General features: G+C 61.7%; 25 protein-coding genes and 2 tRNA genes. 16 read left to right on the forward strand and 11 right to left on the reverse strand.

Annotated features, from left to right (window positions below; translation table 11 throughout):
- The first annotated feature begins 80 nt into the window (after window positions 1-80).
- The 4 genes from DEVEQU_RS06500 to DEVEQU_RS06515 are packed head-to-tail and all read left to right on the forward strand — an operon-like array spanning window position 81 to window position 4306.
- Entirely contained in the window at window positions 81-1598 is a 1518-nt protein-coding gene (locus DEVEQU_RS06500; protein WP_126149777.1) for a sugar ABC transporter ATP-binding protein, read from the forward strand.
- Window positions 1595-2599, forward strand: a complete 1005-nt coding sequence (locus tag DEVEQU_RS06505) for an ABC transporter permease (protein ID WP_126149778.1) — start codon at window positions 1595-1597, stop codon at window positions 2597-2599. Before DEVEQU_RS06500 ends, DEVEQU_RS06505 begins: the two co-directional genes overlap by 4 nt.
- A complete protein-coding gene (gene yjfF, locus DEVEQU_RS06510; RefSeq protein ID WP_126149779.1) occupies window positions 2596-3573 on the forward strand; it encodes a galactofuranose ABC transporter, permease protein YjfF in 978 nt (325 codons plus the stop codon). The genes DEVEQU_RS06505 and yjfF overlap by 4 nt, the downstream gene beginning before the upstream one ends.
- 1 nt (window position 3574) lies before the next feature.
- Window positions 3575-4306: a FadR/GntR family transcriptional regulator gene (locus DEVEQU_RS06515; RefSeq protein WP_126149780.1), complete on the forward strand. Its 732-nt coding sequence runs from the start codon at window positions 3575-3577 to the stop codon at window positions 4304-4306.
- Here the strand turns inward: DEVEQU_RS06515 and DEVEQU_RS06520 are convergent.
- The gene (locus DEVEQU_RS06520) at window positions 4303-6276 is read right to left on the reverse strand and encodes a putative bifunctional diguanylate cyclase/phosphodiesterase (RefSeq protein WP_223214125.1); all 1974 of its coding nucleotides are present in this window, start codon (window positions 6274-6276) and stop codon (window positions 4303-4305) included. The two genes, DEVEQU_RS06515 and DEVEQU_RS06520, sit on opposite strands and share 4 nt — an antisense overlap.
- A 286-nt stretch (window positions 6277-6562) precedes the next feature.
- Between DEVEQU_RS06520 and DEVEQU_RS06525 the strand changes: the two genes are divergently transcribed.
- Window positions 6563-7009: an Lrp/AsnC family transcriptional regulator gene (locus tag DEVEQU_RS06525; protein ID WP_126149782.1), complete on the forward strand. Its 447-nt coding sequence runs from the start codon at window positions 6563-6565 to the stop codon at window positions 7007-7009.
- A 2-nt stretch (window positions 7010-7011) separates the two neighbouring features.
- Window positions 7012-7641 carry a LysE family translocator gene (locus DEVEQU_RS06530; protein ID WP_126149783.1) on the forward strand — a complete coding sequence of 210 codons (630 nt, stop codon included), beginning with the start codon at window positions 7012-7014 and terminating at the stop codon, window positions 7639-7641.
- Here the strand turns inward: DEVEQU_RS06530 and DEVEQU_RS06535 are convergent.
- From DEVEQU_RS06535 to DEVEQU_RS06555, 5 genes are all read right to left on the reverse strand, one after another.
- Window positions 7638-8807 carry an AI-2E family transporter gene (locus DEVEQU_RS06535; RefSeq protein ID WP_126149784.1) on the reverse strand — a complete coding sequence of 390 codons (1170 nt, stop codon included), beginning with the start codon at window positions 8805-8807 and terminating at the stop codon, window positions 7638-7640. The two genes, DEVEQU_RS06530 and DEVEQU_RS06535, sit on opposite strands and share 4 nt — an antisense overlap.
- A 159-nt stretch (window positions 8808-8966) precedes the next feature.
- On the reverse strand, window positions 8967-10172 hold the full coding sequence (locus tag DEVEQU_RS06540) for a mandelate racemase/muconate lactonizing enzyme family protein (RefSeq protein WP_126149785.1): 1206 nt from the start codon (window positions 10170-10172) through the stop codon (window positions 8967-8969).
- 142 nt (window positions 10173-10314) lie between these two features.
- Window positions 10315-11673: a mandelate racemase/muconate lactonizing enzyme family protein gene (locus tag DEVEQU_RS06545; protein ID WP_126149786.1), complete on the reverse strand. Its 1359-nt coding sequence runs from the start codon at window positions 11671-11673 to the stop codon at window positions 10315-10317.
- Window positions 11674-11711: 38 nt separating this feature from the next.
- The gene (locus tag DEVEQU_RS06550; protein ID WP_126149787.1) at window positions 11712-12881 is read right to left on the reverse strand and encodes a mandelate racemase/muconate lactonizing enzyme family protein; all 1170 of its coding nucleotides are present in this window, start codon (window positions 12879-12881) and stop codon (window positions 11712-11714) included.
- Window positions 12882-12918: 37 nt separating this feature from the next.
- On the reverse strand, window positions 12919-13620 hold the full coding sequence (locus DEVEQU_RS06555) for a GntR family transcriptional regulator (protein WP_126149788.1): 702 nt from the start codon (window positions 13618-13620) through the stop codon (window positions 12919-12921).
- Window positions 13621-13870: 250 nt separating this feature from the next.
- On the opposite strand from DEVEQU_RS06555, the gene DEVEQU_RS06560 reads away from it, so the two are divergent.
- From DEVEQU_RS06560 to DEVEQU_RS06585, 6 genes are all read left to right on the forward strand, one after another.
- Window positions 13871-15352 carry an ABC transporter substrate-binding protein gene (locus DEVEQU_RS06560; protein WP_126149789.1) on the forward strand — a complete coding sequence of 494 codons (1482 nt, stop codon included), beginning with the start codon at window positions 13871-13873 and terminating at the stop codon, window positions 15350-15352.
- Window positions 15353-15502: 150 nt separating this feature from the next.
- Window positions 15503-16387, forward strand: a complete 885-nt coding sequence (locus tag DEVEQU_RS06565; RefSeq protein ID WP_223214127.1) for a carbohydrate ABC transporter permease — start codon at window positions 15503-15505, stop codon at window positions 16385-16387.
- Window positions 16384-17265 carry a carbohydrate ABC transporter permease gene (locus DEVEQU_RS06570; RefSeq protein ID WP_126149791.1) on the forward strand — a complete coding sequence of 294 codons (882 nt, stop codon included), beginning with the start codon at window positions 16384-16386 and terminating at the stop codon, window positions 17263-17265. The genes DEVEQU_RS06565 and DEVEQU_RS06570 overlap by 4 nt, the downstream gene beginning before the upstream one ends.
- A 12-nt stretch (window positions 17266-17277) precedes the next feature.
- Window positions 17278-18375, forward strand: coding sequence for an ABC transporter ATP-binding protein (locus tag DEVEQU_RS06575; protein WP_126149792.1), 1098 nt, complete (start codon window positions 17278-17280; stop codon window positions 18373-18375).
- A gap of 29 nt (window positions 18376-18404) precedes the next feature.
- A complete protein-coding gene (locus tag DEVEQU_RS06580; RefSeq protein ID WP_126149793.1) occupies window positions 18405-19565 on the forward strand; it encodes a mandelate racemase/muconate lactonizing enzyme family protein in 1161 nt (386 codons plus the stop codon).
- Window positions 19566-19592: 27 nt separating this feature from the next.
- Window positions 19593-20339, forward strand: a complete 747-nt coding sequence (locus DEVEQU_RS06585; RefSeq protein WP_126149794.1) for a ribonuclease activity regulator RraA — start codon at window positions 19593-19595, stop codon at window positions 20337-20339.
- Window positions 20340-20403: 64 nt separating this feature from the next.
- Here DEVEQU_RS06585 and msrB read toward each other — a convergent pair whose 3' ends face one another.
- Window positions 20404-20808, reverse strand: a complete 405-nt coding sequence (msrB, locus tag DEVEQU_RS06590; protein ID WP_126149795.1) for a peptide-methionine (R)-S-oxide reductase MsrB — start codon at window positions 20806-20808, stop codon at window positions 20404-20406.
- A 116-nt stretch (window positions 20809-20924) separates the two neighbouring features.
- On the opposite strand from msrB, the gene DEVEQU_RS06595 reads away from it, so the two are divergent.
- A complete protein-coding gene (locus DEVEQU_RS06595; RefSeq protein WP_126149796.1) occupies window positions 20925-21539 on the forward strand; it encodes a pyridoxamine 5'-phosphate oxidase family protein in 615 nt (204 codons plus the stop codon).
- Between the two features lie 6 nt (window positions 21540-21545).
- Here DEVEQU_RS06595 and DEVEQU_RS06600 read toward each other — a convergent pair whose 3' ends face one another.
- Window positions 21546-21806: a hypothetical protein gene (locus DEVEQU_RS06600; protein WP_126149797.1), complete on the reverse strand. Its 261-nt coding sequence runs from the start codon at window positions 21804-21806 to the stop codon at window positions 21546-21548.
- Window positions 21807-21951: 145 nt separating this feature from the next.
- On the opposite strand from DEVEQU_RS06600, the gene DEVEQU_RS19850 reads away from it, so the two are divergent.
- From DEVEQU_RS19850 to DEVEQU_RS06610, 3 genes are all read left to right on the forward strand, one after another.
- Window positions 21952-22449, forward strand: coding sequence for a hypothetical protein (locus DEVEQU_RS19850; protein ID WP_164550292.1), 498 nt, complete (start codon window positions 21952-21954; stop codon window positions 22447-22449).
- 79 nt (window positions 22450-22528) lie between these two features.
- A complete protein-coding gene (locus DEVEQU_RS06605) occupies window positions 22529-24835 on the forward strand; it encodes an ATP-binding protein (protein WP_164550293.1) in 2307 nt (768 codons plus the stop codon).
- Entirely contained in the window at window positions 24832-25224 is a 393-nt protein-coding gene (locus DEVEQU_RS06610; RefSeq protein WP_126149799.1) for a response regulator, read from the forward strand. Before DEVEQU_RS06605 ends, DEVEQU_RS06610 begins: the two co-directional genes overlap by 4 nt.
- Window positions 25225-25300: 76 nt before the next feature.
- On the opposite strand, the gene DEVEQU_RS06615 is transcribed toward DEVEQU_RS06610, so the two are convergent.
- The 3 genes from DEVEQU_RS06615 to cpdR form a co-directional block, all read right to left on the reverse strand.
- Window positions 25301-25375 (reverse strand) — tRNA-Val (locus DEVEQU_RS06615).
- A gap of 29 nt (window positions 25376-25404) precedes the next feature.
- Window positions 25405-25479 (reverse strand) — tRNA-Val (locus DEVEQU_RS06620).
- A gap of 112 nt (window positions 25480-25591) precedes the next feature.
- Complete coding sequence (cpdR, locus tag DEVEQU_RS06625; RefSeq protein ID WP_126149800.1) at window positions 25592-25951, reverse strand: cell cycle two-component system response regulator CpdR; 360 nt, start codon at window positions 25949-25951, stop codon at window positions 25592-25594.
- Window positions 25952-26024 lie beyond the last annotated feature (73 nt).

Genomic DNA, 26024 nt, shown 5'->3' on the forward strand with positions numbered 1-26024 from the left:
GGCCACGACGCTCGTGTTCATCGTCTCCTTCTCCCTTGCGGGGAGCGATCAAGGGTGGGGCTTTCTTGGGGGAGGGGCATATGGCTGGTGAGCAATTCGCGCTCGAAGCGCGCGGAATAATAAAAGTCTTCGGCAACCATGTCGCCCTCGACAATGTCAATTTCGGCCTAAAAGCTGGGGAAGTGCATGCGCTGCTGGGCGAAAACGGCGCCGGCAAGTCGACGCTGATCAAGATCCTGACCGGCGCCTACCAGCCGACCACCGGGCAGGTCCTGGCCGATGGCGAGCCGGTCGTGCTCGATAATCCGCAGCAGGCGCAGAAATACGGCATCGGCACGGTCTACCAGGAGGTCAATCTCCTGCCCAACCGCTCGGTGGCCGAAAACCTCTATCTAGGGCATCAGCCGACGCGGTTCGGTTTCGTCAATCGCCGCAAGATGGAGGCGGATACCCGCACCGTGCTGGCGCGCTATGGCCTCGATCTCGATCCGGCAAGTGAATTGGGCAGCCATTCGGTGGCGGTGCAGCAGATCGTCGCCATCGCCCGCGCCGTCGAGCTGTCGGGCAAGGTGCTGATCCTCGACGAACCTACGGCAAGCCTCGACCGCAATGAGGTCGAGCGGCTGTTCGAGATCATTGCGGGCCTGAAGTCCTCGGGCCTGGCCATCGTTTTCATCACCCATTTCCTCGACCAGGTCTTCGCCATTGCCGATCGGGTCACCATTCTGCGCAATGGCAAGCTGATCGAAACCCGGGCGCTGGACGATCTCAGCCGCACCGACGTGGTGCGCCTGATGTTGGGCAAGGATGTCGCTTTTTCGGGCGCTACCAAGCTCGAGGAAAACCGGCCGCTGGGCGACGTGCTGCTCGACTTCCAGAACTATGGGCGCAAGCGCTCGGTGCTGCCGTTCAATCTCACCATTCACAAGGGCGAAGTGATCGGCGTTGCCGGGCTCCTGGGCTCCGGGCGCACCGAAATGGCGCGCATCATGTTCGGGGCAGACAGCGCCGATGAAGGCACGGTCAGCTTCGAGGGCAAGCCGGCCAGCATCGCCCGGCCAACCGACGCCATCGCGCTCGGCTTCGGCTTTTGTCCGGAGGATCGCAAGGCCGAGGGCATTTTCGGCGACCTTTCCGTGCGCGAAAACATCATCATCGCGTTGCAAGGCAAGCTGGGCTGGTTCTCGGCGCTTAATCGCGACGAGCAGATGGAAATCGCCGGCAAGTTCGGGGAGTCCATGGATATCCGAGCGGCTTCGCTCGACATGCCGATCAAGCTCTTGTCCGGCGGCAACCAGCAGAAGGTGATCCTTTCGCGCTGGCTGGCCACAGACCCGTCTTTCCTCATCCTTGATGAGCCCACCCGCGGCATCGATGTCGGCGCCCATGCCGAAATCGTCCGCACCATCAATCGCCTGCGCGACGAGGGACTGGCGCTGGTCGTCATTTCCTCCGAACTCGACGAGGTCGTGGCCTATTCCTCGCGCATCGTGGTGATGCGCGATCGCGAAATGGTCGCCGAGCTCAACGGAGAAAACATCAATCCCGGCGTGATCGTGCAGGCCATCGCCAATCACCGTGAAGGAGCGCCCGCATGATCCGGCGCTATGTCAGCAAGCTGGCTAACCCGCAGCTCATCGCCCTTGCCGGCGTGCTGCTGATCAACTGGCTGCTGTTTCCCAATTTCTTCCGTATCACCTGGCAGGACGGGCGCCTGTTCGGCAGCCTGATCGACGTGCTCAACCGTGGGGCGCCTGTGGCGATCCTCGCCATCGGCATGGCCGGCGTCATCGCCACCAAGGGCGTCGACCTCTCGGTGGGCGCTGTGATGGCGGTTGCCGGTGCGGTCGCGGCGACGCTGGTGGTGGCGGGCTATCCGGCGCCTGTCGCCGTCACCGCCGCGCTGGTTGTCGGCCTCTTATGCGGACTCTGGAACGGCTTTTTGGTGGCGGTGCTCGACATCCAGCCTATCGTCGCCACGCTGGTGCTGATGGTGGCCGGGCGTGGTATCGCCCAGCTCATCACTCAGGGCTTCATCGTCACCTTCAACGACCCGGTACTGATCTTTATCGGCACTGGCTCTTTCCTCGGCCTGCCCATGGCCACGGTCATCGCCCTGGTGCTTATGGTGCTCGTCACCTTGCTGGTGCGTCGCACGGCCATCGGCCTCTTCATCGAGGCAGTGGGCGTCAATCGCGCTGCCGCCAGTCTCGCCGGCATTCGCAGCCGCATGCTGCTGATGCTGGTCTATTCGCTGTCCGGCCTGTGTGCCGCCATTGCCGGCATCATCGTGGCCGGCGATATCCGCGGCGCCGACGCCAATAATGCCGGGCTGTGGCTAGAGCTCGACGCCATCCTTGCCGTGGTGATCGGCGGCACCTCGCTTCTTGGCGGGCGCTTCTCGGTGCCCCTGGCCGTGGTCGGCGCGCTGATCATCCAGGCGATGAATACAGGCATCCTGGTCTCCGGCTTCCCGCCCGAGTTCAATCTCATCGTCAAGGCTGGGCTGATCTTCATCGTGCTGTTGATCCAGTCGCCACTGGCCTCGCGCCTGGCCCCCGTCCGACTCCGGCCCGTTGCCAAGGGAGCGCAGAAATGAGCCGCAGCCTTCGTCCGCTCGTCGCCACCGCGCTGATCTTCGCGATCGCCTATGCCGTGGCGGTCATGCAGTTCCCAAATATGTTCTCCACCCGGGTGCTGGGCAATTTCCTCACCGACAATGCCTTTCTCGGTATTGCAGCGGTGGGCATGACCTTCGTCATCCTGTCGGGCGGCATCGACCTGTCGGTGGGTGCTGTGATCGGCTTCACCGGGGTTCTGGTGGCGGTGCTGATCTCCTGGGCGGGCCTGCATCCGCTGCTGGCCTTCGCCATCGCCATTCTGGTCGCGGCCGCGTTCGGCGGCACGATGGGTCTGGCTATCCACTTCCTTGCAGTGCCATCTTTTATCGTGACGCTGGCTGGCATGTTTCTGGCGCGCGGCGCCGCTTCGGTGATAACCCAGGATTCGGTGCCGATCAGCCACGAATTCTATTCTTGGATTTCGAGCCTGATGATCCGCATGCCGGGCGGAGGACGACTGAGCTTTATCGGCCTGTCGATGGTGGCAGTGTTCATCATCGGCGCGCTGGTAGCGCACCGGACCAAATTCGGCTCCTACGTCTATGCCTTGGGCGGCAACCCGGTTTCGGCCTCGCTGATGGGTGTGCCGGTGGCGCGCACGACAGTCGCCATTTATATGCTGTCTTCGGTGCTGGCGGCCTTGGCCGGAATCGTGTTTTCCCTTTATACCTCGGCGGGCTATCCGTTGGCGGCAGTTGGCGTGGAGCTCGATGCCATCAGCGCGGTGGTGATCGGGGGCACGCTGCTCACCGGCGGTTATGGCTTCGTTCTCGGCACCTTTATCGGTGTCATGCTGCTGGGCCTGGTGCAGACCTACATCATCTTCGACGGCACGCTGTCGAGCTGGTGGACCAAGATCGTGATCGGCATACTGCTGTTCCTGTTCATTCTGCTGCAGCGCATCATTTTCGCGGCCGCGGCTCCCGGAGACAAAGCCTCACAGAAAGCCTGACATGATCGAAGCAGGCAGCCTCATCCGGTCCCTTTCGGGGCGGCACGCTGCGCGCAATTTCCACACCTTCGTCATCAACGAGATTGGGCGCGCCATTGTCTCAGGCGCGTTTCCCGTTGGTTCGGTGCTGGCGAGCGACGCGGTGATGATGGAGCAGTATGGTGTGTCGCGCACCGTGCTGCGCGAGGCCGTCAAGACGCTCGAGGCCAAGGGACTGGTTGAGGCGCGGCCCAAGGTCGGCACCAGGGTGTCGCCGCGCAGCCGCTGGAATTTCTTCGATTCACAGGTGCTGGCCTGGCATTTTCACGCGCCTGACGACCCCCATTTCTTTGAAAATCTGTTTGAGGTGCGCGCGGCCCTGGAGGTGCCGGCCATCGAAGGGGCTGCCCGCCATCGCACGGCAGAGCATGTGCGACTGATGAAATATTGGCTGCATCAGGCAGCAACCTCAGGAGACGGGGTCGAGCAATTCGGCCTCGCGACGCTCGAAATTCATTCCATCATTGCCGAGAGTGCGCACAACACCCTGCTGCGGTCGGTGGTGGGGGTCGTCGAACTGCTGCTCGCCCTGGCGCTGACACGTGATAGGTCGGGGTTGAGCGACTACATGCACCAAGCCTCTGTTCGGCTGGAGGTGATGGTTCTGGCCGTTGAGAAGGGTGATGTCGAGGCGGCGCGCGTCGCGCTCGAGGCCGCCATGCTATTGGACCGCGAGCGGCTGCTTGCCCGCTAGGCGCGAATACGCTCGGGCCCTGCGAGAAAGCCGGCAATGCTGTCGACCGAAAGCGGGCGGGCAAAGTAGAAGCCCTGAATCAGGTCGCAGCCCAATTCGCGCAGGACCTTGAGCTCTTCCTCGGTCTCGACGCCTTCGACCACGCAGGACAGGTCCATGTCGCGGCACAGTGCCACGAGGGATTTGACGATCTTGTGGCTGGCTGGATTCTTGTCGATATCGACGACGAAGCTGCGGTCGATCTTGATCTTGTCGAGCGGCAGCCGATGCACCTGGGTCAGGCTGGAATAGCCGGTGCCGAAATCGTCGAGCGAAATGCCGACGCCGAGCGATTTCAGCGTGTCGATGGCCTGGGTGACCTGGGCAAAGTCGCGCATCATTGCTGTTTCGGTGATCTCGAGATCGAGCCGGCGTGGATCGAAGCCGCTGGCAGTGATGATGCTGATGAGCGGCAGCAGCCCATCGGCGATGCTGAGATCATGCACCGAAAGATTGAAGGAGAGCCGGAGCGGCGCAGGCCAGGCACCGGCCTGGTGAAGCGCCTTTGTCAGCAGCAGGCGGGTCAGCTTCGAGATGAGCCCGGCGCGTTCGGCCACGGGAATGAATAGGCCGGGCGAGATCTGTCCCAGGGTCGGGCTGCGCCAGCGGGCCAGCGCCTCAAATCCCATGGGCAGGCCGTTGCCGGCTTCAACGATGGGCTGGAATTCGAGATAGAGCTCGTCCTCGAGATTTCCGTTGATCAGCGCATGCTCGATGGCGATGTTCTGCAGGATCGCCGACTGATGCGCGGCCGAGAAGAAATGTGCCTTGCCGCGCCCGCTGCCGCGCTTGGCGTCGTAAAGCGCATAGTCGGCCTGTTCGAATAGATCGTGGGCGGTGCGACATTGGGGGCTCAGGGCGCTGAAGCCGATGCTGGCCGAAATCTGTGCCGTGCCATTGGTCACCGGATAGGGCATGCGCAACAGCGCACAGATGCGATCGGCTTTTTCGAGAATGACATCCTCGGTGAGATGTGTGCCCACCATCAGGGCGAATTCGTCGCCGGCCAGCCGGTAGGGGGTGATGTCGGAGCCGCAGACATCGCGCAGGCGCTGCGCGACTTCCACCAGCACTAGATCGCCCACGCCATGGCCATAAGCGTCGTTGACGGGCTTGAAGCCGTCGAGGTCCAGAATGCCTAGCACCAGCGGGGTATCGGTCTCGCGCGCCTTCGCAAAGCTCTGCTCGAGATTGAAGAAGAAGCTCCGGCGGTTGGGCAGGTCGGTCAGCGCATCGAGATTGGCGAGACGGAAATTCTCGTCGCTGAGCGCCTGGGTCTCGACCTGCTTCTGCTCGAGTTCGCCCTGCTTTTGCAGCAGCGCCTTGCGTGAGGCGATGAGGTGCGTGAAGTCGCGATAGGAGATGTTGAGGATAATCAGCATCGCTACCGATACGAGGGCAACGTTGATGGAGGTGGCGATGAAGGTCGGGTTGCCCGTGGCGCTGAAGAACAGCACGAAGGGCACATTCACCAGCACCATCAATGACAGCGCCGCGGCGCGCAGATGCATGAGGCAGAAGATGCAGCTGACCACGGTGATGCCCATGAAGAAGGCGATGTGGCTCTGCGTATAGGCATTGCCATAGGAATAGAGCGACAAGCTCCAGGCAACGAACATGACGCCGAGAATAGCCGTCAGCCGATTGGTGCGCGTCAGGGCCTGGTAGGCTTCGCCGCTGCTGGGGACATAGCTGCGGCTACGCCACCAGCTGATGCAGCGGATGATGCAGACCAGGGTCAGCGCAGTGGGCAGCAGAATGGCAAGCCAATCCGGCGCCAGACCGATATGGGTCGTCGCCAGCCCCCAGGTATTGATGACGAGGATGGTGTAGAGCAGGGGCACCTGCTTGGAGAATGCTGCATATTGCGCACGCAGCAGCTCCGGATTGTCTCGGGGCACGGAAAACCAGGACCGCACAACATCAAGCATTAAAGCCCCCATTTCGGCGCGGACTGTTCTGGTCCTGTCGCTCCAGTGAATTGCTGCACTGAAAACGTTTCCAAACTCGATACGGCCTAGGGCGAAACACCTATCCTGCTGGCCGATTATGACGGTTGGTGCGCGATAGGGCGGATTTTGCGCGATATGGTTGCGGAAGTCTGTCGCCGCAGCCGATATCGGCGAATGCGAGTTTGTCCGAAAAATTGATGGTTTGAGCGCGCCTTTACAGCAAAATATATGTTGATATTGGATAATAATCGCATATTTTGCTTCTATGGATGAAATTGACCTCAAAATTGTTGCGCTGCTGGCTCAGGATGCGCGTCGGGCGCTGGCGGATATTGGCCAGGTGGTGGGCTTGTCGCCCTCGAGCGTGAACGAGCGCATCAAGCGATTGGTGGCGTCGGGTGCAATCCGGCGGTTCACCGTCGATGCTGCCCCCGAGGCGTTGGGGCTCGCTACTTTGGTATTTCTCTGGGTGGCGCTGCGCCAGGATGCCGACGAAGAGGCATTCCGCCGCTTTGCGTCGGCGCATCCCAATATCTTTGAATGCCATCATGTCACCGGCGCCTGGTCGTATCTGGTGAAGCTGCGCGTGGCGAGCGTGGCTGACATCGAGGGCGTACTGGCCGAGCTCAAGGCCCAGCGTTTCCTTGGTCGCAGCGAAACGGTGATCGCCCTGTCTTCCACCGTGGGTGGCGCCTTCGTGCCGGGGGGCTGAACATGGACTGGATGTTGCTGGTCAAGAGCGTGGCGCTTGGCATTGCCATTGCGGCGCCGCTTGGGCCCATTGGTGCGCTCTGCATCAATCGAACGCTCGAGCGCGGCTTTGCCGCCGGTTTGGCGGGGGGCCTGGGCACCGCTCTGGCTGACGGCACCTATGCGCTACTGGCGGCGCTCGGCTTTGCGGCCTTCTCCGGGGCGCTGGGTATGGTCGATCTGCCGCTGCGTCTTCTGGGCGGCGCTTTCATGCTGTGGCTGGGCTGGACGAGCCTGAGGCCAAAACCGATGCGCGCGGCTGCAGACGTGCCGGCGCGCGACCTCGTCGGCGTTACCGTTGCCACCTTTGTTCTGACCATCGCCAATCCGATGACCATAGTGTCGTTTGCAGCTTTGTTCGCCGGGCTGGGATTGGCGTCGGCCGACGGGCTGGGGTCGGTCGCAATGGTGGTCGGAGGGGTCTTTGCCGGCTCGATGCTCTGGTGGTGCCTGCTAATCGGCGGGGTGGCGCTGTTGCGGCAGCGCCTGCCCACCGGTTTTGCCGCCGTCATCTCCCGCCTTTCGGGGCTGGTGATGATCGGTTTTGGGCTCTGGGCCGTCGTTTCGGCCGTCGCGTCCACCCTTGGCCGTTAGGTCACGTCCTGGGTGATCACCACCTCGGCTGTCTGTGTCACGGGTGCCGGCTCGTCGAGATCGAGCATCCATTCACGCCACATCGACACCAGCAGCGCCATCAGCACCGGGCCGATGAACAAGCCGACAAAGCCCATGGTCTTGACGCCGCCGATCAGGCCGAAAAAGGTCGGCAGGAAGGGCAGCTTGATGGGGCCACCCACCAGCTTGGGCCGCAAGGTCTTGTCGACGATGAAGAGCTCCACCGAACCCCAGGCCAACAAGGCCAGTCCATGGAATGGGGAGCCCGAGGCGACCAGATATGCCGAGACCAGGGTAAAGGAAAGCGGCGCACCGCCCGGGATCATGGCGGCGACGCCGGTGATGATGCCCAGCAAGACCGGTGACGGGGCGCCGGCCAGCCAATAGGCAATGCCCAGCACGATGCCTTCGCCGATGGCGATGATGGTCATGCCAGTAACGGTGGAGCTTATTGTTGCGGGCACGATGCGCGACAGGCGATCCCAGCGCAGCGGGAAGATCCGATTGCCGATCTTGTCGAGTTGAGCCGCCAGCTTCTCGCCGTCGCGATAGACAAAGAGCAGGGCGACGATGGCAAAGAGCAGGTTCAGCAGGAAGTTGAGGGTGCCGCCGGTGATGCTGAGTATGCTGTGGTAGATATTTAGAATATTGGCGCCAACAGTGCCTTCCACCAGGAGCGCCACTGCGCCGGGGCGGCCGATGCGCTCAGCCCAGAGCTCGCTCAGCCAATCGCCGCCAAGGGGCAGCGTGGCTAACCAATCCGGTGGCGGCGCGCCGGCGCTGTTGGTGGCCATGGCCCACTGGTAAAGCGCCCGCACTTCTTGCACCGCAAAGGCACCGATGAACAGCGCCGGGACCACCAGGAACAAGACGATGGCGGCGATCATCATCGATGCCGCGAGCGTCCTGTTGCCACCGGCCCAGCGGATCACGTGGCGGTAGAGCGGCCAGCTGGCAAAGCCGATGATCAGTGCCGCCAGCACCGGCACTAGAAAGCCATGGAAGAAATAGACGCTGATCAGCACGATCAGGAGGATGATCCAGCGCGCGGCAGACAGAGGCGGGATCAGCGCAATGCGGGCCGGGGCGGCAAGGCCGAGAAGTCGGGGGCGGCGCTTGTCACCCGATGGGTCGGATTGCGTCATGCTGGCCTCTGGTTGTGCAAGGGTCGGGTGCGGTTATTGGGCCGCAATGGCATGCTCGTCAAATGTCTTGTTGTCAGCAAGATGACGAAGGAACGAATTTAGCACCCAATGGGATAAAAATACGCGGCCCTTGCCTTGCATTTTCAGCTGATTGCGATGTCAGGGCGCGAAGAAGTCCCGATCCTCCTCGGCCAGATATTTTTGTGCGCCTTCGGCGTCGATATCGAGGCCGAGGCCAGGTGCCTCAAGCAGGCCGACATGGCTATCCCTGACGATGGGGCCGTCGGGCAGGCCGATGACGATGTCGGTCCACCAGGGATCGGACGCGCTGGGATATTCGAAGGCGATATAGTTGGCGGGCAGGGTGGCGCAGACATTGATCAGCGCGCCGAGGCCCAGGAGGCCATTGGCTGTGCCATGCGGCGCCATCATGATCGAATGCATATAGGCGTGTTCGGCCACCCATTTGAGTTCGGCAATGCCGCCAATGTCCGCGGGGTCGGGACCGACGACGCGCACGGACTGGGTCTCGATCAGTTCCTTGAAATTGTGCCGGGAATAGATCTGCTCGCCGGTATGGATCGGCGTCGAGGTGGAGGTGGTCAGTTCGCGATAGGCCTGCGGATTGACCCAGGGGACATAGTCGCCGGTCAGCATGTCTTCGAGCCACATGAGGTCGTATTTTTCGACGGCGCGGGCAAAGCGGATGGCGTCGTTGAGGAACCAGCCGGGGCCGCAATCGAGCGCCAGAGAGACCTTGTCGCCAAGCACTTCCTTCATGGCGGCGACGCAATCAAGCATGTGGTTGAAGCCACGCTCGGAAATCTGCCCCTGGTCCATGGCGCCGTGATAACCGGACTTGGTCTGGGTGATGCCGTAATGGAAGTCGGGAATGGTGTCCTTCATGTTGGAATGAAAGGAGATTCCCTGCTTGACCATGAAGAAGTTTTCGGGCCGCTCCATCATCCATTTGACGTCGGCGGCGTAATCCTCCGGCCGCTCACCGTTCCGCTTCTGGCGGATGGAGCCGTTGTAGACGCGGACCTTGTCCCGCACTTTGCCGCCGAGAAGCTTGTAGACCGGCACATTGGCCGCCTTGCCGGCAATGTCCCAAAGCGCGTGCTCGATGGCCGAGACGGCGGCGCCATAGGGCTTGAAACTGCCGCGCTGGCGGATTTTGAGCATGCAGCGCTCGACATCGGTGGGGTCCTCGCCGATGAGGGCTTCCTTGAAATGGAGCACGAAGGGTTTGAGGTAGGGCTTGGTGAACTCCACCTCTCCCAAGCCATAAAGGCCTTCATCGGTGACGATGCGGACGATGGGGTGGCGGCCGATGACGGCGCAGCGCAGGTCGGTGATTTTCATGGTGATCTGCCTTTCTTCACCTCTCCCTCAGGGGGAGAGGTCGACCGAAGGTCGGGTGAGGGGGCCTTGTCGTGGGCGAGGGGAAGGCCCCCCGACCCGTCGGCTGCGCCGCCGACCTCTCCCCAGAGGGAGAGGTCAGAAATCAACTCCAGGTGCGGTCCCAGGAATATTCCTCGTCCCACTGGTCAGTGGGCTGCCAGATGCCGGTGGTGTGGTCCTGGAGGTGTTGCAGGAGGACCTCGTCGACGATGTCGTCAATGCCGAGACCCGGCTTGTCGGAAACGGTGATGAAACCGTCCTTGACCAGCGGCTTGGGCAGCCCGGTGACGATGTCGTCCCACCAGGGCACGTCGACCGTGTGATATTCGAGCGCCATGAAGTTCTCGGTGGCCACGGCGACATGGGCGGCGGCCATGCAGGCGATGGGGCTTTCGGCCATATGGATGGCCATGGCTATGCCGTGTTCCTGCGCCGCATCGCCGATCTTCTTGGTTTCGAGAATACCGCCCGAGGTCAGCAGGTCCGGATGAATGACCGAGATGCCGCTCTTGAGCAGCGGCTCGAAGCCTTCCTTGAGGTAGATATCCTCGCCGGTGCAGATCGGGACGGTGGTGGCTTGCTGGAGCTGGCGATACTGGTCGGTATATTGCCAGGGGATTACGTCTTCGAGCCAGGCCGGGACGTATTTCTCGATGCGGCGGGCAAGGCGGATGCCATTCTGCAGGGAGATATGGCCGACATGGTCGATGGCCAGCGGCACTTCCATGCCGATCACCTCGCGCACCTCGGCGATATACTGCTCGAGCAGGTCCAGACCCTTGTCGGAAAAATGCAGGCCCGTGAAGGGGTGGCGCACATTATGCGTGTCGTAGACGGCATTGCGAGCACGGCGGTCGTCCATGGTCTTGCCGGAACCGCGCGAGGGGTGGATGCGATAGCCTTCGAGCGAGCCGACCGGGGCAACGACGGCGCCGGGGACGTCGGCGATCTGCATGAGACCCAGATCCATCTTGAGGAAGGTGTAGCCAAGGTCCATGCGCTCCTTGAGGCGCTTGCCCGTCTCGGTGCCGCTGGGCTTTTCGGCGTCGGTGTCGGAATACATGCGGACCTTGTCGCGGAACTTGCCGCCCAGCATCTGGTAGATCGGTACGCCATAGGCCTTGCCTGCCAGATCCCAGAGCGCAATCTCGACCGCCGAGACGCCGCCGCCCTGGCGGCCATGGCCACCGAACTGCTTGATGCGGCGGAAGAGGCGGTCGATGTCGCAGGGGTTTTCGCCAAGGAGGCGGGATTTGAGCATCAAGGCATAGGTGGCGCTGGCGCCGTCGCGGATTTCGCCGAAACCGACAAGGCCTTGATTGGTGTAGATCTTGAGCAGAGCGGTCTGGAACGGGGCGCCGGTGATTTCGGCGACCCGCATGTCGGTTATGCGCAACTCGCTTGGCCGAGAAGCCGTCCGCACATTGTTTTCGATACTTTCTGCGGCCTTGTGCGCATCCATGGTCATTCCTCCTAAACGAGTTCAGTTCACGCCGGTCTTCAGTCGACTTCTATGGCGTTGGCTTCGAGATAGGCCCGGTTCATCTCGATGCCGAGCCCAGGCGCCTTGTTGAGCTTTAAGGCGCCATTGGAATTATCGAGCGGCTTGTCGATCAGGTGATCGTATTTGGAGAGGTTCCACTCCGAGGTCTCGAGACGATAGAAATTGGGCACCGTCATCATCACCTGCGCGCCGGCCACGACATTGATCGGGCCGGCCGCGTCATGGGGCGAGACCGGGATGTAGTAGGCCTCACACAGTGCCGCGATTTTCTTGAGCTCGGTAATGCCGCCGGTCCAGGTGACGTCCGGCATGATGTAGTCGGCGAGCTTGTTTTCGAGGACGGGCACGAAGTCCCATTTGGTGTGGCCGCGCTCGCCCCAGGAAATGGCGGCATTGACCTTGTCGCGGACCTGCTTGAGGGCATTGACGCTTTCGGGTGGAACGGGCTCTTCGAACCAATCGATATCTCCGGCTTCTTCGAGATCGCGGCAGCAGCGGATGGCGGTGGGCACGTCGAAGCGGCCATGGGCGTCGATGAGGATGTCGATATCCGGGCCGGCGGTTTCGCGGATGAGGGCGGTGAGTTCGGCGGCTTCGCGGGCGTGGCGGCGGTCCATCGAGCCATCGAGATAGCCATCGCCCTGTTCGCGGGCGATGCCGTGCCGGTCCAGCTTGCCCTGCTGCGGGTAGGGGTCGAATTTCAGCGCCGTGTGGCCGGAGGCGATGATGTCGCGGATTTCCTGAACCACGCCTTCCTTGCTGGTGAATTTGCGCTGATCGGGATGGGTATAGAGCAGCACCTCTTCGCGCACTGGTCCGCCGAGCAGCTCGTATATAGGCTGGTTCAGCACCTTTCCCCGGATGTCCCAGAGGGCGATGTCGATGGCGCTGACGCATTCGACGGCGGCGCCGCGGCTGCCGACATAGGTGAAGTTGCGGAAGATCTTGTGCCAGATGCGCTCGATATGGGCGGGGTCGTCGCCCTCGATGATCTTGCTGATCTGGCGCAGCATGACGGTGAGCGCGCGATTGCCCACGAAAGTGGTGGTGGTGATTTCGCCCCAGCCGGACACACCCTCATCGGTGGTTACCTCGATGAAGAGAAACTCCCCCCAATAGGATGCCGTGGACCGAATAAGCCACGGCCTGACGCCAGTGATCTTCATGCTGAGCTCCCCCCGTTCGGCTGGCGCCGAATTATAGTTATCCGGCGCGTGCGGCCTCCGCGGCGCGCATATGTTCGAGAATATGGCGGCCCGAGCCCTCCACGTGCTGGGCCACGAGGGCGGCGGCCTTGTCGGCCTCGCCGTCCTTGATCAACTGGATGAGTTGGCGATGTTCGCGCAGCACCTGGGCCCGACGGGCCAGGGTGAAATTGAAGCGGCGGCTGACGGCACGCAGCACTTCACGATGCTTCCACCACAGTTCGGCAGCGTGCCGGTTGTAGTGGCGCTCGTACATGATGGTGTGGAAGCGGGTGTCGAGCTCGCTATGGCGTGTGGGATCGAGGAAATTGTTCTCCTCGATCTGGGTCTGGATCTCTTCCAGCCGCGCGATATCGGCGTGGGTGGCCATGCCCACGAACCAGCGGGTGAGCGCTGGTTCGATCAGTACGCCGATCTCGTAGATATCGCGCACGAAGTTCTGGTCGATCGGCCGCACCCGCGCGCCGCGATTTGGCGAGATGACGACGAAGCCTTCGCCGCGCAGCAATTGCAGCGCCTCGCGCACCGGATTGGTGGAGGTGTCGTGCTGGCGGGCGAGGTCGGCCACGATCAGCCGTTCATTGGCCTTGAGGCGGCCGGAAATGATGTCGTCGCGAATCTTCTGGTAGACCGAGTCGCCGGCCAGTGAGGCGCCGCTGGGCTCCATGCCTTCGGGTGGCTGCGCCTTGAATTCGCTCATCTGTAGCTCCGTTGTCCCTGGTGTCCTGAGCCGGCTTTGTAGCCTTGTGGTGGTGGGACTTCTCTAGGGCCCTGGTCGAAATGCACGTGAAAATTCTTGGATAATGTATAATCTGATCCGGTTGACACGCAATATGGCTTCTGCAACGTTGGTTTCAACGACAGATGTACATAAGAGGCCAGAGCCCGATGTCTGCTGTCGGATGGGAGCCTGCCGCGGAGAGGCGTGGGCAGGGTGACAGGAGGATTTTATGGGACGATTTCATCTCGGCCGTGCGCTGGCGCACGGCGCGATCGTGTCTGCCATGTCGGCGTCGCTGTTGGCCAGTTCGGTCATGGCGCAGAGCGTCGACCTCAGCAAATGGTCGCCGGAATATGTGCGCTCGATCGCCGGCACAGAAACCTACAATACTGCCGAGCAATGCGGCGCCGTGACGCCACTCGACTACAAGGGCAAGCTGAGCTTCTGGTACCAGGGCGTGTTCGAGGGCGACCCGGACCTGCTGCGCCAGTATTACAAGGACTTCTTCGAAGCCTTCCGCGCCACTTATCCCAATATCGAGCTGCAGGAACAGGCGCTGACCTATAACGACCTGCTGGACAAGTTCCGCACTGCGCTGCTCGGCAATGCCGGCCCGATGGTGGTGCGCCTGCAGATCCTGGGCGGCGTGGAATTCGCTTCCAAGGGGTACCTGCAAGAGCTCAAGCCGGAAGATGTGGGTTGGAAGAGCGAGGATTTCTGGCCAGGCGCCATGAAGTCGGTGATGTGGGAGGGCAAGGCCTATGGCATTCCGACCAATAACGAGACCATGGCCTTCATCTGGAACGCCGATGTCTTCGAACGCGCCGGGCTCGACCCGGAAAAGGCGCCGGAGACCTGGGATGATGTCGTCGCCTATTCCAAGCAGATTCACGACAAGCTCGGCATTGCCGGTTATGGCCTGGTCGCCCGCAAGAATGCCGGCAACACACCCTATCGCTTCATGCCGCAACTCTGGGCCTATGGCGGTGGCGTCTTCGACGAAGCCGACCCCAACCCGAATTATGGTGAAATCCGGCTCGATAGTCCGGAAAGCATCCGCGCGCTGCAGGCGTCCTATGACATGTATGTTCGCGACCAATCGGTCCCGGTTTCGGCGCTGACCAACCAGCAGGCCGACAATCAGCCGCTGTTCCTGGCCGGCCAGGTGGCGATGATGATCAGCCATCCGTCCGACTACAATGTGATGCTGGACCTGCAGAAGAAGGCGACCGGCAGCGATGCCGAAAAGGCCCAGACCGTCATCGACAATATGCGCTATGGCCTCATCCCCACCGGCCCCGACGGCAAGCGCGCCGTGGTGTTCGGCGGCTCAAATATCCACATTCTCAACCCCGAATATGTCGAGGGCGGCGAAGTGGACGAGGCCGCGGCAAAGGCCATGGTCTGCTTCTGGACCAGCCCGGAATGGAGCCTGAAGATGGCCTATGCCGGCTCCAATCCCGGCAATCTCAACGGTTTCAAGACCGAGTGGATGAAGGAGCGACTCGACAGCATCAAGTTCCTCGATGTGACGACCTCGATGCTGCCCTATGGCATTCCGTTCCCGACCCTGCCGGAAACGCCCGAGATCATGAACATCATCATCCCGGACATGCTGCAAAACGCTCTGACCGGTGCGATGACGGTCGAGGAGGCAGCGGCCGATGCGGCGCGCAAGGTGAGCGAAGTCACCGACGGCGGCGGCCTCTAATAACCTGCGGATCAAAACGGCCGGCGGTGCAAAGCGCTGCCGGTCTTGCCTTCCTGATCAGGACAAGGGCTCATTTCGATGACCATTGCTTCAGCCGGGGTGGGCGCCACGCGTAAAGACGCGACGGCGCGGCCCAGCGTGTTCCAGCAGATGTGGACCAACCGAGCGGACTATCTCTACGTGCTGCCGGCCATCATCGTCATGCTGATCGTGATCGCCTATCCGATCTACTACACGATCGAACTGTCCTTCTTCAAAACGCCGCCGGGCCTGCAGTTGCGCGACAAGATTTTTGTCGGCACGGAAAACTACTCGGCGATCCTCTCCAGCGACGTGTTCTGGAAGGTGACGATCAATACCTTCGTCTGGACCATCGCTTCGACGTTGGTCGCCTTCGTGCTCGGCTATGGCTGTGCGCTGGCCCTGCATCGCGACTTTTTTGGCCGCGCCATATTGCGTGCCATCCTGATCATTCCATGGGTGATCAGCGCGGTGGCCGCCTCCTATATCTGGAAGTGGATCTACCACTCCGATTTCGGCATTATCGGCGCCGTCATGGTACAACTGGGCATCGTCGACCGGCAGCCCAACTTTATTGACAACGTCAATACGGTCCTGCCCTCGCTGATCGTGGTCAATATCTGGCGCGAGTTTCCCTTCGCCATGATCATGATCATGGCCGGCTTGCAGACCGTGCCCGAGCAATTGCTGCGCGCGGCGAAGGTCGATGGCGCCAGCGCCTGGCAGCGGTTCTGGCACGTGACCTTCCCGCATCTGCGCGGCGTCTCGACCGTGACGATTCTGCTCTTGGCGGTGGCCAATTTCAATTCTTTCATCGTGCCCTGGATCATGACCGGCGGCGGGCCGTCCAACGCTTCGCACATCTGGATCACGCACATCTATGAGCTGGCTTTCGGCCGGCAGCGCTGGGGCGTGGCGGCGGCCTATTCGGTGCTGCTGTTCATCATCCTGATGGTGCTGGGCTACTTCTATGTCCGCGCCCTCAACGGCAATGAAAAGGAGCAGGGCGCATGAGCACTTCTTCCGAACCCATTCGCCCGCGCAGCCGCAAGAAGATCGATGGCTGGCGCTGGGGCGGGCGCTTCTTCCTGTTCCTGATGCTGCTCTATACGGCCGTGCCGATGGTTTGGATGCTGCTGACCTCGATCAAGTCCGGCTTCGCCGCCATGCAGTTTCCGCCGCAATGGTGGCCGAGCGAACCGACATTGGCGAGCTATCAGAAGCTGCTCGACCCGGCCAACAGCGTTGGGCAGGACTTCCTGCGGTTTTTCCTGAACAGCCTCATCGTCTCGGTGCTGACCACGATCCTGGCGGTGGTGGTGGCGGTGCCGGCGGCCTATGCCTTCTCGCGCTTCCGTTTTCCGGGTCGGAAATTCCTGTTCTTCTCGGTGCTGCTGCGCAACATGTTCCCGGCGGTCATTTTCCTGGTGCCGCTGTTCATCCTGATGCGTTGGCTGGGGCTGGTGAACACCCATGGCTCGCTGGTGCTGACCTATCTGACCTTCGGCCTGCCGCTGGCGATCTGGCTGCTCAAGGGGTTTTACGACAATATCCCGATCCAGCTCGAACAAGCGGCGCGCATCGATGGCGCAACTCGCTTCCAGGCGTTCCTCCTGATCGTCACGCCGCTTTCGGTGCCGGGGATCATCGCCACGGCTATCTATTCCTTCATCGGGGCGTGGAACGAATACATCTATGCCGCGACCTTCCTCACCAAGAACGAGCAGTTGACCCTGCCCGTTGGCATCCAGCGGTTCTTCTCCGAGAACACCACGGATTTTCCTGGCCTGATGGCGGCCAGCTTCATGATGAGCGTGCCGGTGGTCGTGCTGTTCCTCGTTCTCCAGAAATACTTCGTGCGTGCCCTCACCGAAGGCGCGGTCAAGCACTAAAGGCGGTCTTTTATGGCTCAGGTTGTACTCAAGGATCTCGTCAAGACCTATGGCTCCGTCTACGCGGCCAAGGACGTGTCGTTGACGGTCAATGACGGGGAGTTCGTGGCGCTGGTCGGCCCGTCCGGCTGTGGCAAGACCACGACGCTCAACCTGGTCGCGGGGCTGATCCCGATCACCTCGGGTGACATCGTCATCGGCGACCGGATCGTCAACGATCTCGATCCCAAGGACCGGGACATCGCCATGGTGTTCCAGAACTATGCGCTCTATCCGCAAAAGAGCGTGTTCCAGAACCTGGCTTTTCCCTTGCAGATGCGCAAGCTCGCCAAGGAAGAGATCGAGCGCAAGGTGCTGGATGCCGCCAAGGTGCTCGATATCACCCACCTGTTGGAGCGCAAGCCGCGCGAGCTATCGGGCGGACAGCAGCAGCGCGTGGCACTGGGCCGGGCGCTGGTGCGCGATCCGGCAGTGTTCCTGATGGACGAGCCGCTGTCCAATCTCGATGCCAAGCTGCGCGTGCAGATGCGCTCGGAGATCAAGCGCTTCCACCAGGATCTCAACGCCACCATCATCTATGTGACTCATGACCAGCTTGAAGCCGTGACCATGGCCGACAAGATGGCGGTGATGAATGGCGGGCTGCTGCAGCAATATGACTCGCCGGCCAATGTCTTCGCCAATCCCGTCAACATGTTCGTGGCCAGCTTCGTCGGCAGTCCGGCCATGAGCCTGGTGCCGCTGGAGGTTGCGAACCAGGATGGACGCACGGTGCTCAAAAGCCCCGAAGGGTGGAGCCTGCCGCTCTCCGATGCCAATGCCCGCAAGGCTGCCACCTTGACCTCGCGCAAGGTGGTTCTGGGGGCGCGGCATTCGACCATCAAACTGCACAAGGGCCAGGTGGAGGGCGCGGTGCCGGCCAAGGTCTATACGGTGGAGCCCACCGGCGACATCACCTTTGTCCAGGCTTTCCTGTCCAGCTCCATCGTCAATATCAGTCTGCCGCCCTCGGTACAGGTCGCGCCCGATGAGATGGTGTGGCTCGAATTCGACCAGGACAGAATCCACCTGTTCGATGGTGAAACCGAAATGGCGCTGCGCGCCAGTTGACGCCGCCTGTTCTTCTCCCCGAGACCAAAATGTCGATCAAGCTCAAGATTACCGCCGTAAAGCCCTATCCCGTCTGGGTGGGGATCAGGAACCAGTTCCTGCTCAAGATCGAAACCGATCAGGGGATTTTCGGCTGGGGCGAGAGTGGGCTTTCAGGCCGCGAAAAGGCGGTTGCCGGTGCCATCGAGCACTACCGCGAATTCCTCATCGGCCAGGACGCGATGCAGATCGGCCGCATCTGGCAGGAAATGTATCGCAGCCAGTATTTCGAAGGTGGGCGCGTGTTGCAGGCGGCCATTTCCGCCATCGACATTGCGCTGCACGATATCAAGGGCAAGGCCCTGGGCGTGCCGGTCTATGACCTGCTGGGTGGCAGGCAGCGTCACCGGGTTCCGGCCTTCGCCTCCACGGGCGACGCCGCCGGCGAAGGGGCGATCGATCGCGCTCGCGAGCTGATGGAAATGGGGTTCGACGCCATTCGCTTCTTTCCCATTGGGCAGGATAATCGCGAGGTTTTCGAGCCGCGCGATTCCATTGCGCGAACGGCGCGATTGCTCAATCGTGCGCGCGCCGAACTGGGCGATGCGGTGGTTCTGGGTATCGACTACCATCATCGGTTATCGGTTGCAGAGGCCGCGAGCTTTTGTGCACGGCTCGACAAGGGCGTGCTCGATTTCCTAGAGGAGCCGATCCGCGACGAGACGCCGGAAGCCTATGAATCGCTGCGGACCATGACCGATATTCCCTTCGCCATCGGCGAGGAATTCGCCAGCAAGTGGCAGTTCGTGCCCTATATCGAGCGCGGCATCCACCAGTTCAACCGGCTCGATGTGTGCAATGTCGGCGGGCTGACCGAGGCGATGAAGGTGGCGGGGTGGAGCGAGGCGCACTATGTCGATCTGATGCCGCACAATCCGCTGGGGCCGGTCTGTACGGCCGCGACGGTGCATATGGCGGCGGCAGTGCCCAATTTCGCCTGGCTGGAAACCCGGGCGCCAGAGCAGGCTCTGGGCTTCGACAACAGCGACTTCTTTCCGGTGCAGCCGCGGCTGGACGGCGCCGCCTATCCGGTCAGCGACCTGCCGGGGCTGGGGGTCGAGGTGAACGAAGATCTGCTGGCCAGGCAGAGTTTCCAATTTTGGGAAGCGCCGCACTTGCGGCGCAATGACGGTTCGGTGACCAATTGGTAGGTCACTGCCGCATTGGAGGACTAGAGTATGATCAAGACCGCAGACATCACGCGGCCGCCAAAGCATTTGATTGAAGGATTAAAGGATCTGGGCGCAGCGACCATTGCCGGGACGCTGGGCCATATGGGGTTCAAGAACCCGCACATGACAGGCATCCTGCCCCAGACCAAGGGAAAGTCGATCTGCGGGCCGGCGCTGACGCTGCAGTGCCTGCCACAGCGGCCAGACCTGTTCAGCGAAGGCGAATATGCCGATCCCGAAACGCAGTTGCACCGGCATGTGCTCTATCACGTGCAGGAGGGCGACGTCGTCGTCGTCGATGCACGCGGTGACATGCGCTCGGGCATTTTCGGGGACATGATGTCCACCTATTTTAAGGGCCGCGGCGGCGCCGGCATCATTATCGATGGCGTGATGCGTGACCGGCCGAATGTGGAAAAGCTCGACCTCTCGCTGTGGCTCAAGGGCTGGTCGCCCAATTACCATGTGCAGACGGATATCTTCCCGAATGCGGTCAATGTCACCATTGCCTGTGGCGGTGTGACCGTGGTGCCGGGCGACATCATTGTTGCCGATGACGACGGCGCTGTCGTGGTGCCGGTATCGATGGCCGAACGGGTGATCGAAGACGGCAAGAAGCATGCAGAATGGGAGGAATTCTCCCGCCTGAAGTTGATGCAGGGCGAGTCGCTGCAGCGGTATTATCCACTCCATCCGGATGCGGAAGAAGAATATCAGGCCTGGCGCAAGCTGAACGCGGCCAAGAAGGGGTAGCTCCAGCTCGCATTGGTGAGCCATGTGAACAAAAAGCCCCGGACGCACGTCCGGGGCTTTTGATTCAGGCAGCAGGGGTGAAGTTGAGGGCGACCCCGTTGATGCAATAGCGCAGGCCGGTGGGCGGGGGACCGTCGGGAAAGACGTGGCCGAGATGGCTGCCGCAGGTGGCGCAATGGACTTCTGTGCGCACCATGCCATGGCTGCGATCGGTGGTGGTTTCCACCGAGCCGGGGAGCGGATCGTTGAAACTGGGCCAGCCGGTGCCACTTTCGAATTTCAGCGTCGAGGCGAAGAGCGGGGTGTCACAGCCGGCACAGGCAAAGGTGCCCTGGCGCTTTTCGTAGAGCAGGGCGCAGGAGCCGGGGCGCTCGGTGCCATGCTGGCGCATGATGTAATATTGTTCTTCGGTCAGCCGCGTACGCCATTCGGCGTCGGTGCGGGTCACGGGGAAGGCATGAGCGTCCATCGGCATCACTCCTTTGGCGGACTGGTCTTTGGCCCTAGATATAGGCATAGTCGCGGCGATTTCCCAGCGTTGGCCTCATCACAAGGCCCGGCACATGCTCCGAGGATGCCCAGTCCATGACCATCGTTTCCAGCCTCGAGCACCTCGAGGCGCTCTATCAACCTGCTCCGGCGCCGGCGGCCATGACCAAGGTCGCCTCAGTCGTCACGCCTGATTATCGCAGCCTCATCGAGGCCAGTCCGTTCCTGGCGCTGGCCACCATTGGACCGGAGGGGATTGATTGCTCGCCACGTGGTGACAGGCCGGGCTTCGTGCGCATTCACGACGAGAAGACGCTGATGCTGCCGGATCGGCGCGGCAATAACCGCATCGACAGCCTCAGGAATATCGTGCGCGATCCGCGCTGTGCCTTTCTGTTTCTCATTCCGGGTTCGGGCACCACGCTCAGGGTCAATGGCCGGGCGCAATTGTCCATCGATCCGGCGCTGCTCGAAAGCTTTGCCGTCGAGGAGAAGGCGCCGCGTTCGGTGCTGGTCCTCGACATTGACGAAATCTACTTCCAGTGCGCGCGCGCCATCATCCGCTCCGAATTGTGGAATCCGGAGCGGCATGTCGATCCCGCGAGCCTGCCAACCCCGGGGCGAATTCTTGCCACGCTCACGGAAAATGCCGTGGGCGGCGATGCCTATGACACGGCCTGGCCGGAACGGGCGAAGCAGACAATGTGGTAAGCGAGGCTAGCTTTTGTCACCGCTGGCCGGATCATCGCTGCGCCGCGGTCCCCAGTCGAAATCGGAATTGGGTACGGCGGGCCCGCATTTCGACATGATGCGCGTCTCATAGCGTTCGCACTTGTAGGTTTTCTGGCCGTTATATCCAATCCAGGCCCAGCTGGCACAGACCTTGGTCGTGCAAATCTTGGGTGCCTCGGCAAATGCGGGTGCAGTACCGGTGAGGCACAGGCCCAATCCGATGGCGGCAAAAATCGGTCGGATCATTCCGCTATCCCCTTCTCTAAAGGGTATAGGCTAGAGGTGCGACTTGGTCTGCGCATCGTTCACTCGAATGAGTGGAGCAGCGGCGCAATATTGTACTTCGCGGGAAATCTTGTTATAGCTCACTGAGCTATTAATGGGTGCAGCCATGGACGTAGTGCTGTTTCGCAATCGCATGGGCGGCCTCAATCTGCTTTGGGCGGGACTAGGCTTTCTGGTCGCTGCGGTTGTGCTGGTCTATCAGGGCATCCCCCTCCTGGAGGTGGCGCTTTATGTGGGGTTGCTGATGCTGGCGGCCTTTGCCTTCATCTGGGGCTTGATCGCCTGGATGGGCCGCAGCAATGCCGCCGAGGTACGCCTGCGCGACGGCAGGCTGTCTATAGAGATGGTGCATATTCTGGGGCGTGGGCGGACCGTGACGGTGCCGCTCCACGAGGTGTCGCGCATCGCGCTGCGGCGGCAAAAGAATGGGGCCGGCGCCGGTCGCGACGGTTTCTGGATCGATATTTTCGTTCAGCACAAATGCTATCGGCTGCCGCTCTATGGTGCCAGCGTCTTTGATCGAACAGTTCTCAAGCAGATCGCGCCCGAGGCGGCCGCTGACCTCGAGCGCATCGCCACTCCCGGGGCGAGAGGCAAACGCTAGAAGCGCCCGTTTCCATGGGACTTGCCAAAAGTTCGGCGATGGCGAATATCCTTTATGCAGGGGGCTGGAGGGGACGGTCATGCGCCTGGCAAGGCTGTGGATGCGGGTGTTTCCGGCCGGCATGGTCATCCTGCTCGCGCTGGCGATGGGATACCTGATTGTTTCCGGGCTGAACCGCGACGGGCAATTGGCGCCGGCTGCGCCGCCCGATCCCGCGATCCTGGTCGGCGCGACCGCCGATTTCCTGCTCGACCGCAAGACCATCATCACCATCGACGCCACGACCTGGCCCGAGATCGCCGCCCGCTTTACCCCCAATGAAGGCAAGGTTCCTGGTGTGGGCTGGCGCTACTATCAGGGCGATGCCCTATGGCTACGATTCAATATCCCCAGCATGGACACCGACCAGTCGCGCTGGGTGTTGCGACTGGCCAATACCCGCGTCGAGGATTTGCGGCTGATCATCATCCGCGACGGGGCGTTTCGCGAATATGACTGGTCCTATGACGATCCTACCCGCAGGGCCGGGCTGTCCAATCGACAGCCGGTGTTTTTCTTTGATCGCGAGGACATCGAAGGCGCAGTGGGTGTGATCGGCTTTACCGCGCGCGGTGCCATGCGCGGCTCGGTTCTGCTCGAAACCGAGCGGGGCTTTGTCGCCGGCGAAGTGCGTCAGGCGGTGGCCTATAGTACGCTCTGGGGCATTCTGCTGGCCCTGGCGATCTATCTGCTGGTGATCGGCTCACGGCTCGGCGAGCCGGCCATGCTTTATGCAGGCGGGCTGTCCTTTTTTGCCGGCACCTTCATTTTCGGCGCGGGTGGATACATCCACGCGCTGCTGCTGCCCAATTGGCCAAACCTGGCCGATGTGCTGCTCTATGGCTCGCAGCCGGTGATGATGACCTTCTGGGTGCTGCTGGTGGTCAGCTATCTCGACCTGCGCCAGCGCAACCCGGTGCTGGGAGCTCTCCTGGTCACCCTTGCGCTGGTTTTGCCGCTGCAGGGCATCTTCGTGCTGTTCGCCGCGCTAGGCTATCCGGTCCCCATTCTCACCGACAATGCCACACCTGTATTGATGGGCATCGGTGCCGGCGTTTTGACGCTGGCTTACTATGCCATTCGCGGTGACCGGCGGGCGCTGCGGCTGCTGGTCTGCTTTGCGCCGGTGGTGATTTTCAGCGTCGTACGGGCGCTGCTCTATCTCACGCCATCCCCCAATCCGGCTGTGGTCGCTGTGCTGGAGGGCTATCTCGACCTCGTGCTCACCATGGGACTTCTGGCTATCCTCATCGTGCTCGACCTGCAAATCCGCGAGCAAGGACTGCGCAAACAGGCGCTGCGCAATGAGCGGCGGTTCCGCCAGTTTGCCGAGATTGCCTCGGACTCTTTCTTTGAACTCGACGGACAGGGGCGCATTGTCAGCGCCGCTGGCACGATGGCACGACGGCTGGGGCTGGAAGAGGGCGGCGACTTTTCCGGCGTGCTCGTCCATCAGGTGCCATTGGGCTTCGACACGTTGCGTCGGCAACTGGTGGCAGTGCAGAAACAGGGGCGTCCGGCCCGCGATATAGAAATCGCGATTGCCGGCTCTGCGGACGCGCCCAACTGGGTATCGTTCAATCTCGAACCCTGGCCGGGCGAAGACGGCGCCATGGGGCTGCGCGGCACGCTCACCGATGTAACCGACCGGGTGGAGCGGCGGCTGCGCGAAAGCCGGCAGAATACGCTTTCGGCCCTGGGCCAACTGGCGAGCGGGGTGGCCCATGAGGTCAACAATCTCCTCCACCCCATGGTCAATCTGGCGCAGCGCGTGCGCGACAAGCACACTGAGGACCCAGAAGCGCGCAAGCTGCTGGACCTTGTGGTTGCCTCAGGAAAGCGCGCGGGCGAAATCGTGGCTGGAGTGCTCAATGCCTTCAATCCGGGCCGGATTCCTGGGGAGAAAATGGCAGTGGCCGGCGCCCTCATGGATGCTTTGGCGACGGTGCGCTCCACCTTGCCGGCCACGATCATCCTGGCAGAAAGCATTGATGAGAGCGCCCAGGCTGCTGTGCCGCCGGGGGAAATGCTGCAGATCGTTTCGAATATTATTGCCAATGCCGTCCGCGCCATGGAGGGCAGCGGCACCATCCAGGTGACCCTCGCCAATGAGCAGGGCCTGAGCCGGCTGGTGTTTGCCGATGACGGCCCCGGCATGCCCGAAGATCTGCGGCGTCGGGCCACCGAACCCTTCGTGTCCGGGCGTGCGGAGGGCACCGGCCTGGGCCTGGCTGTGGTGGCCAATATCGTGCGCAACTGGCAGGGGCATTTCGACATCGATTCTGCGCCCGGCGCTGGCACGCGGGTCGTCATCACGGTGCCGCCGCAGCTTGTCGGCGAACCATGAGTGCCGCGCCGGCCAGCGTGTTGATCGCCGATGACGGCGTCGCCAATCGACTGTCACTGCGGTTGGAGCTCGAAGATCGCGGCCTTGTCGTCACCGAGGTCTGGGATGGTGCTTCGGCACAGCTGGCTTTGACGGCGCGCAGTTACGATGCCGTCATCAGCGATATGTGGATGCCGGGTACCGATGGACATTCCCTGGTCCGTGCGCTGCAGGCGCAAAACCCAGATATCTTGGTGCTGGTGGTTACCGGCGGTGGATCGGGTCTTGCCGATCCGGAGGCCATCGCCCGCAAATGGCATGCCGAACGCGTTTACCTCAAGCCGTTCGATCTGCGCACTTTGGTGGGCGACCTCGTTGGGTTGCTAGAGGCGAGGCGTAGCGGTGGCTGATGCGTGATACGGATGCCGACGAGACAGGCGCAGAAGCGCTCGCTCCAAACCAAGATTTATATCTGATCCGGAACAATGGTGGGTGCGACAGGGATTGAACCTGTGACCCCTGCCGTGTGAAGGCAGTGCTCTCCCGCTGAGCTACGCACCCGCTGCCTCAGGCAGGGAAGAAAGAAGAGATGGTGGGCGTAACAAGGATCGAACTTGTGACCCCTACGATGTCAACGTAGTGCTCTCCCGCTGAGCTATACGCCCATCTCTCCGGGTCGAAGCGCCTGTGGCGTTCCGATGGCGCGGATAGACCACAATTCCCGGTGCCTGGTCAAGAGGGCAAAATCGGGCCTGTGGATTGTTGCCACGATTTTTCTCAGGCGGCCAGCAAGCGCTCCACTTCGGACACCAGATCCTTGAGGTGGAACGGCTTGGACAACACCGATGCATCCTTGGGGGCGTCGCTATCAGGATTGAGCGCCACGGCGGCAAAACCGGTGATGAACATGACCTTGAGGTCGGGATCGAGCTCGGTGGCGCGGCGCGCCAACTCGATGCCGTCCATTTCGGGCATGACAATATCGCTGAGCAGCAGCGAGAAGGGTTCTTCGCGCAGGCGCTCATAGGCGGAAAGGCCGTTATCGAAGGACACCACCTCGTAGCCGGCGGTCTTAAGCGCCCGGGTGAGGAACTGGCGCATGTCGTTATCATCTTCGGCGAGCAGAATTCGCTTCATCAAAAAACCCTTTGGGCCGGTTCGGCAGGTGAGTCGCGTCTTTCCCGATGTTTAGTGCAGTTTGCCGCTTTCG

The sequence above is a fragment of the Devosia equisanguinis genome (assembly GCF_900631955.1).
In the GTDB taxonomy this organism is placed as follows: Bacteria; Pseudomonadota; Alphaproteobacteria; order Rhizobiales; family Devosiaceae; genus Devosia; species Devosia equisanguinis.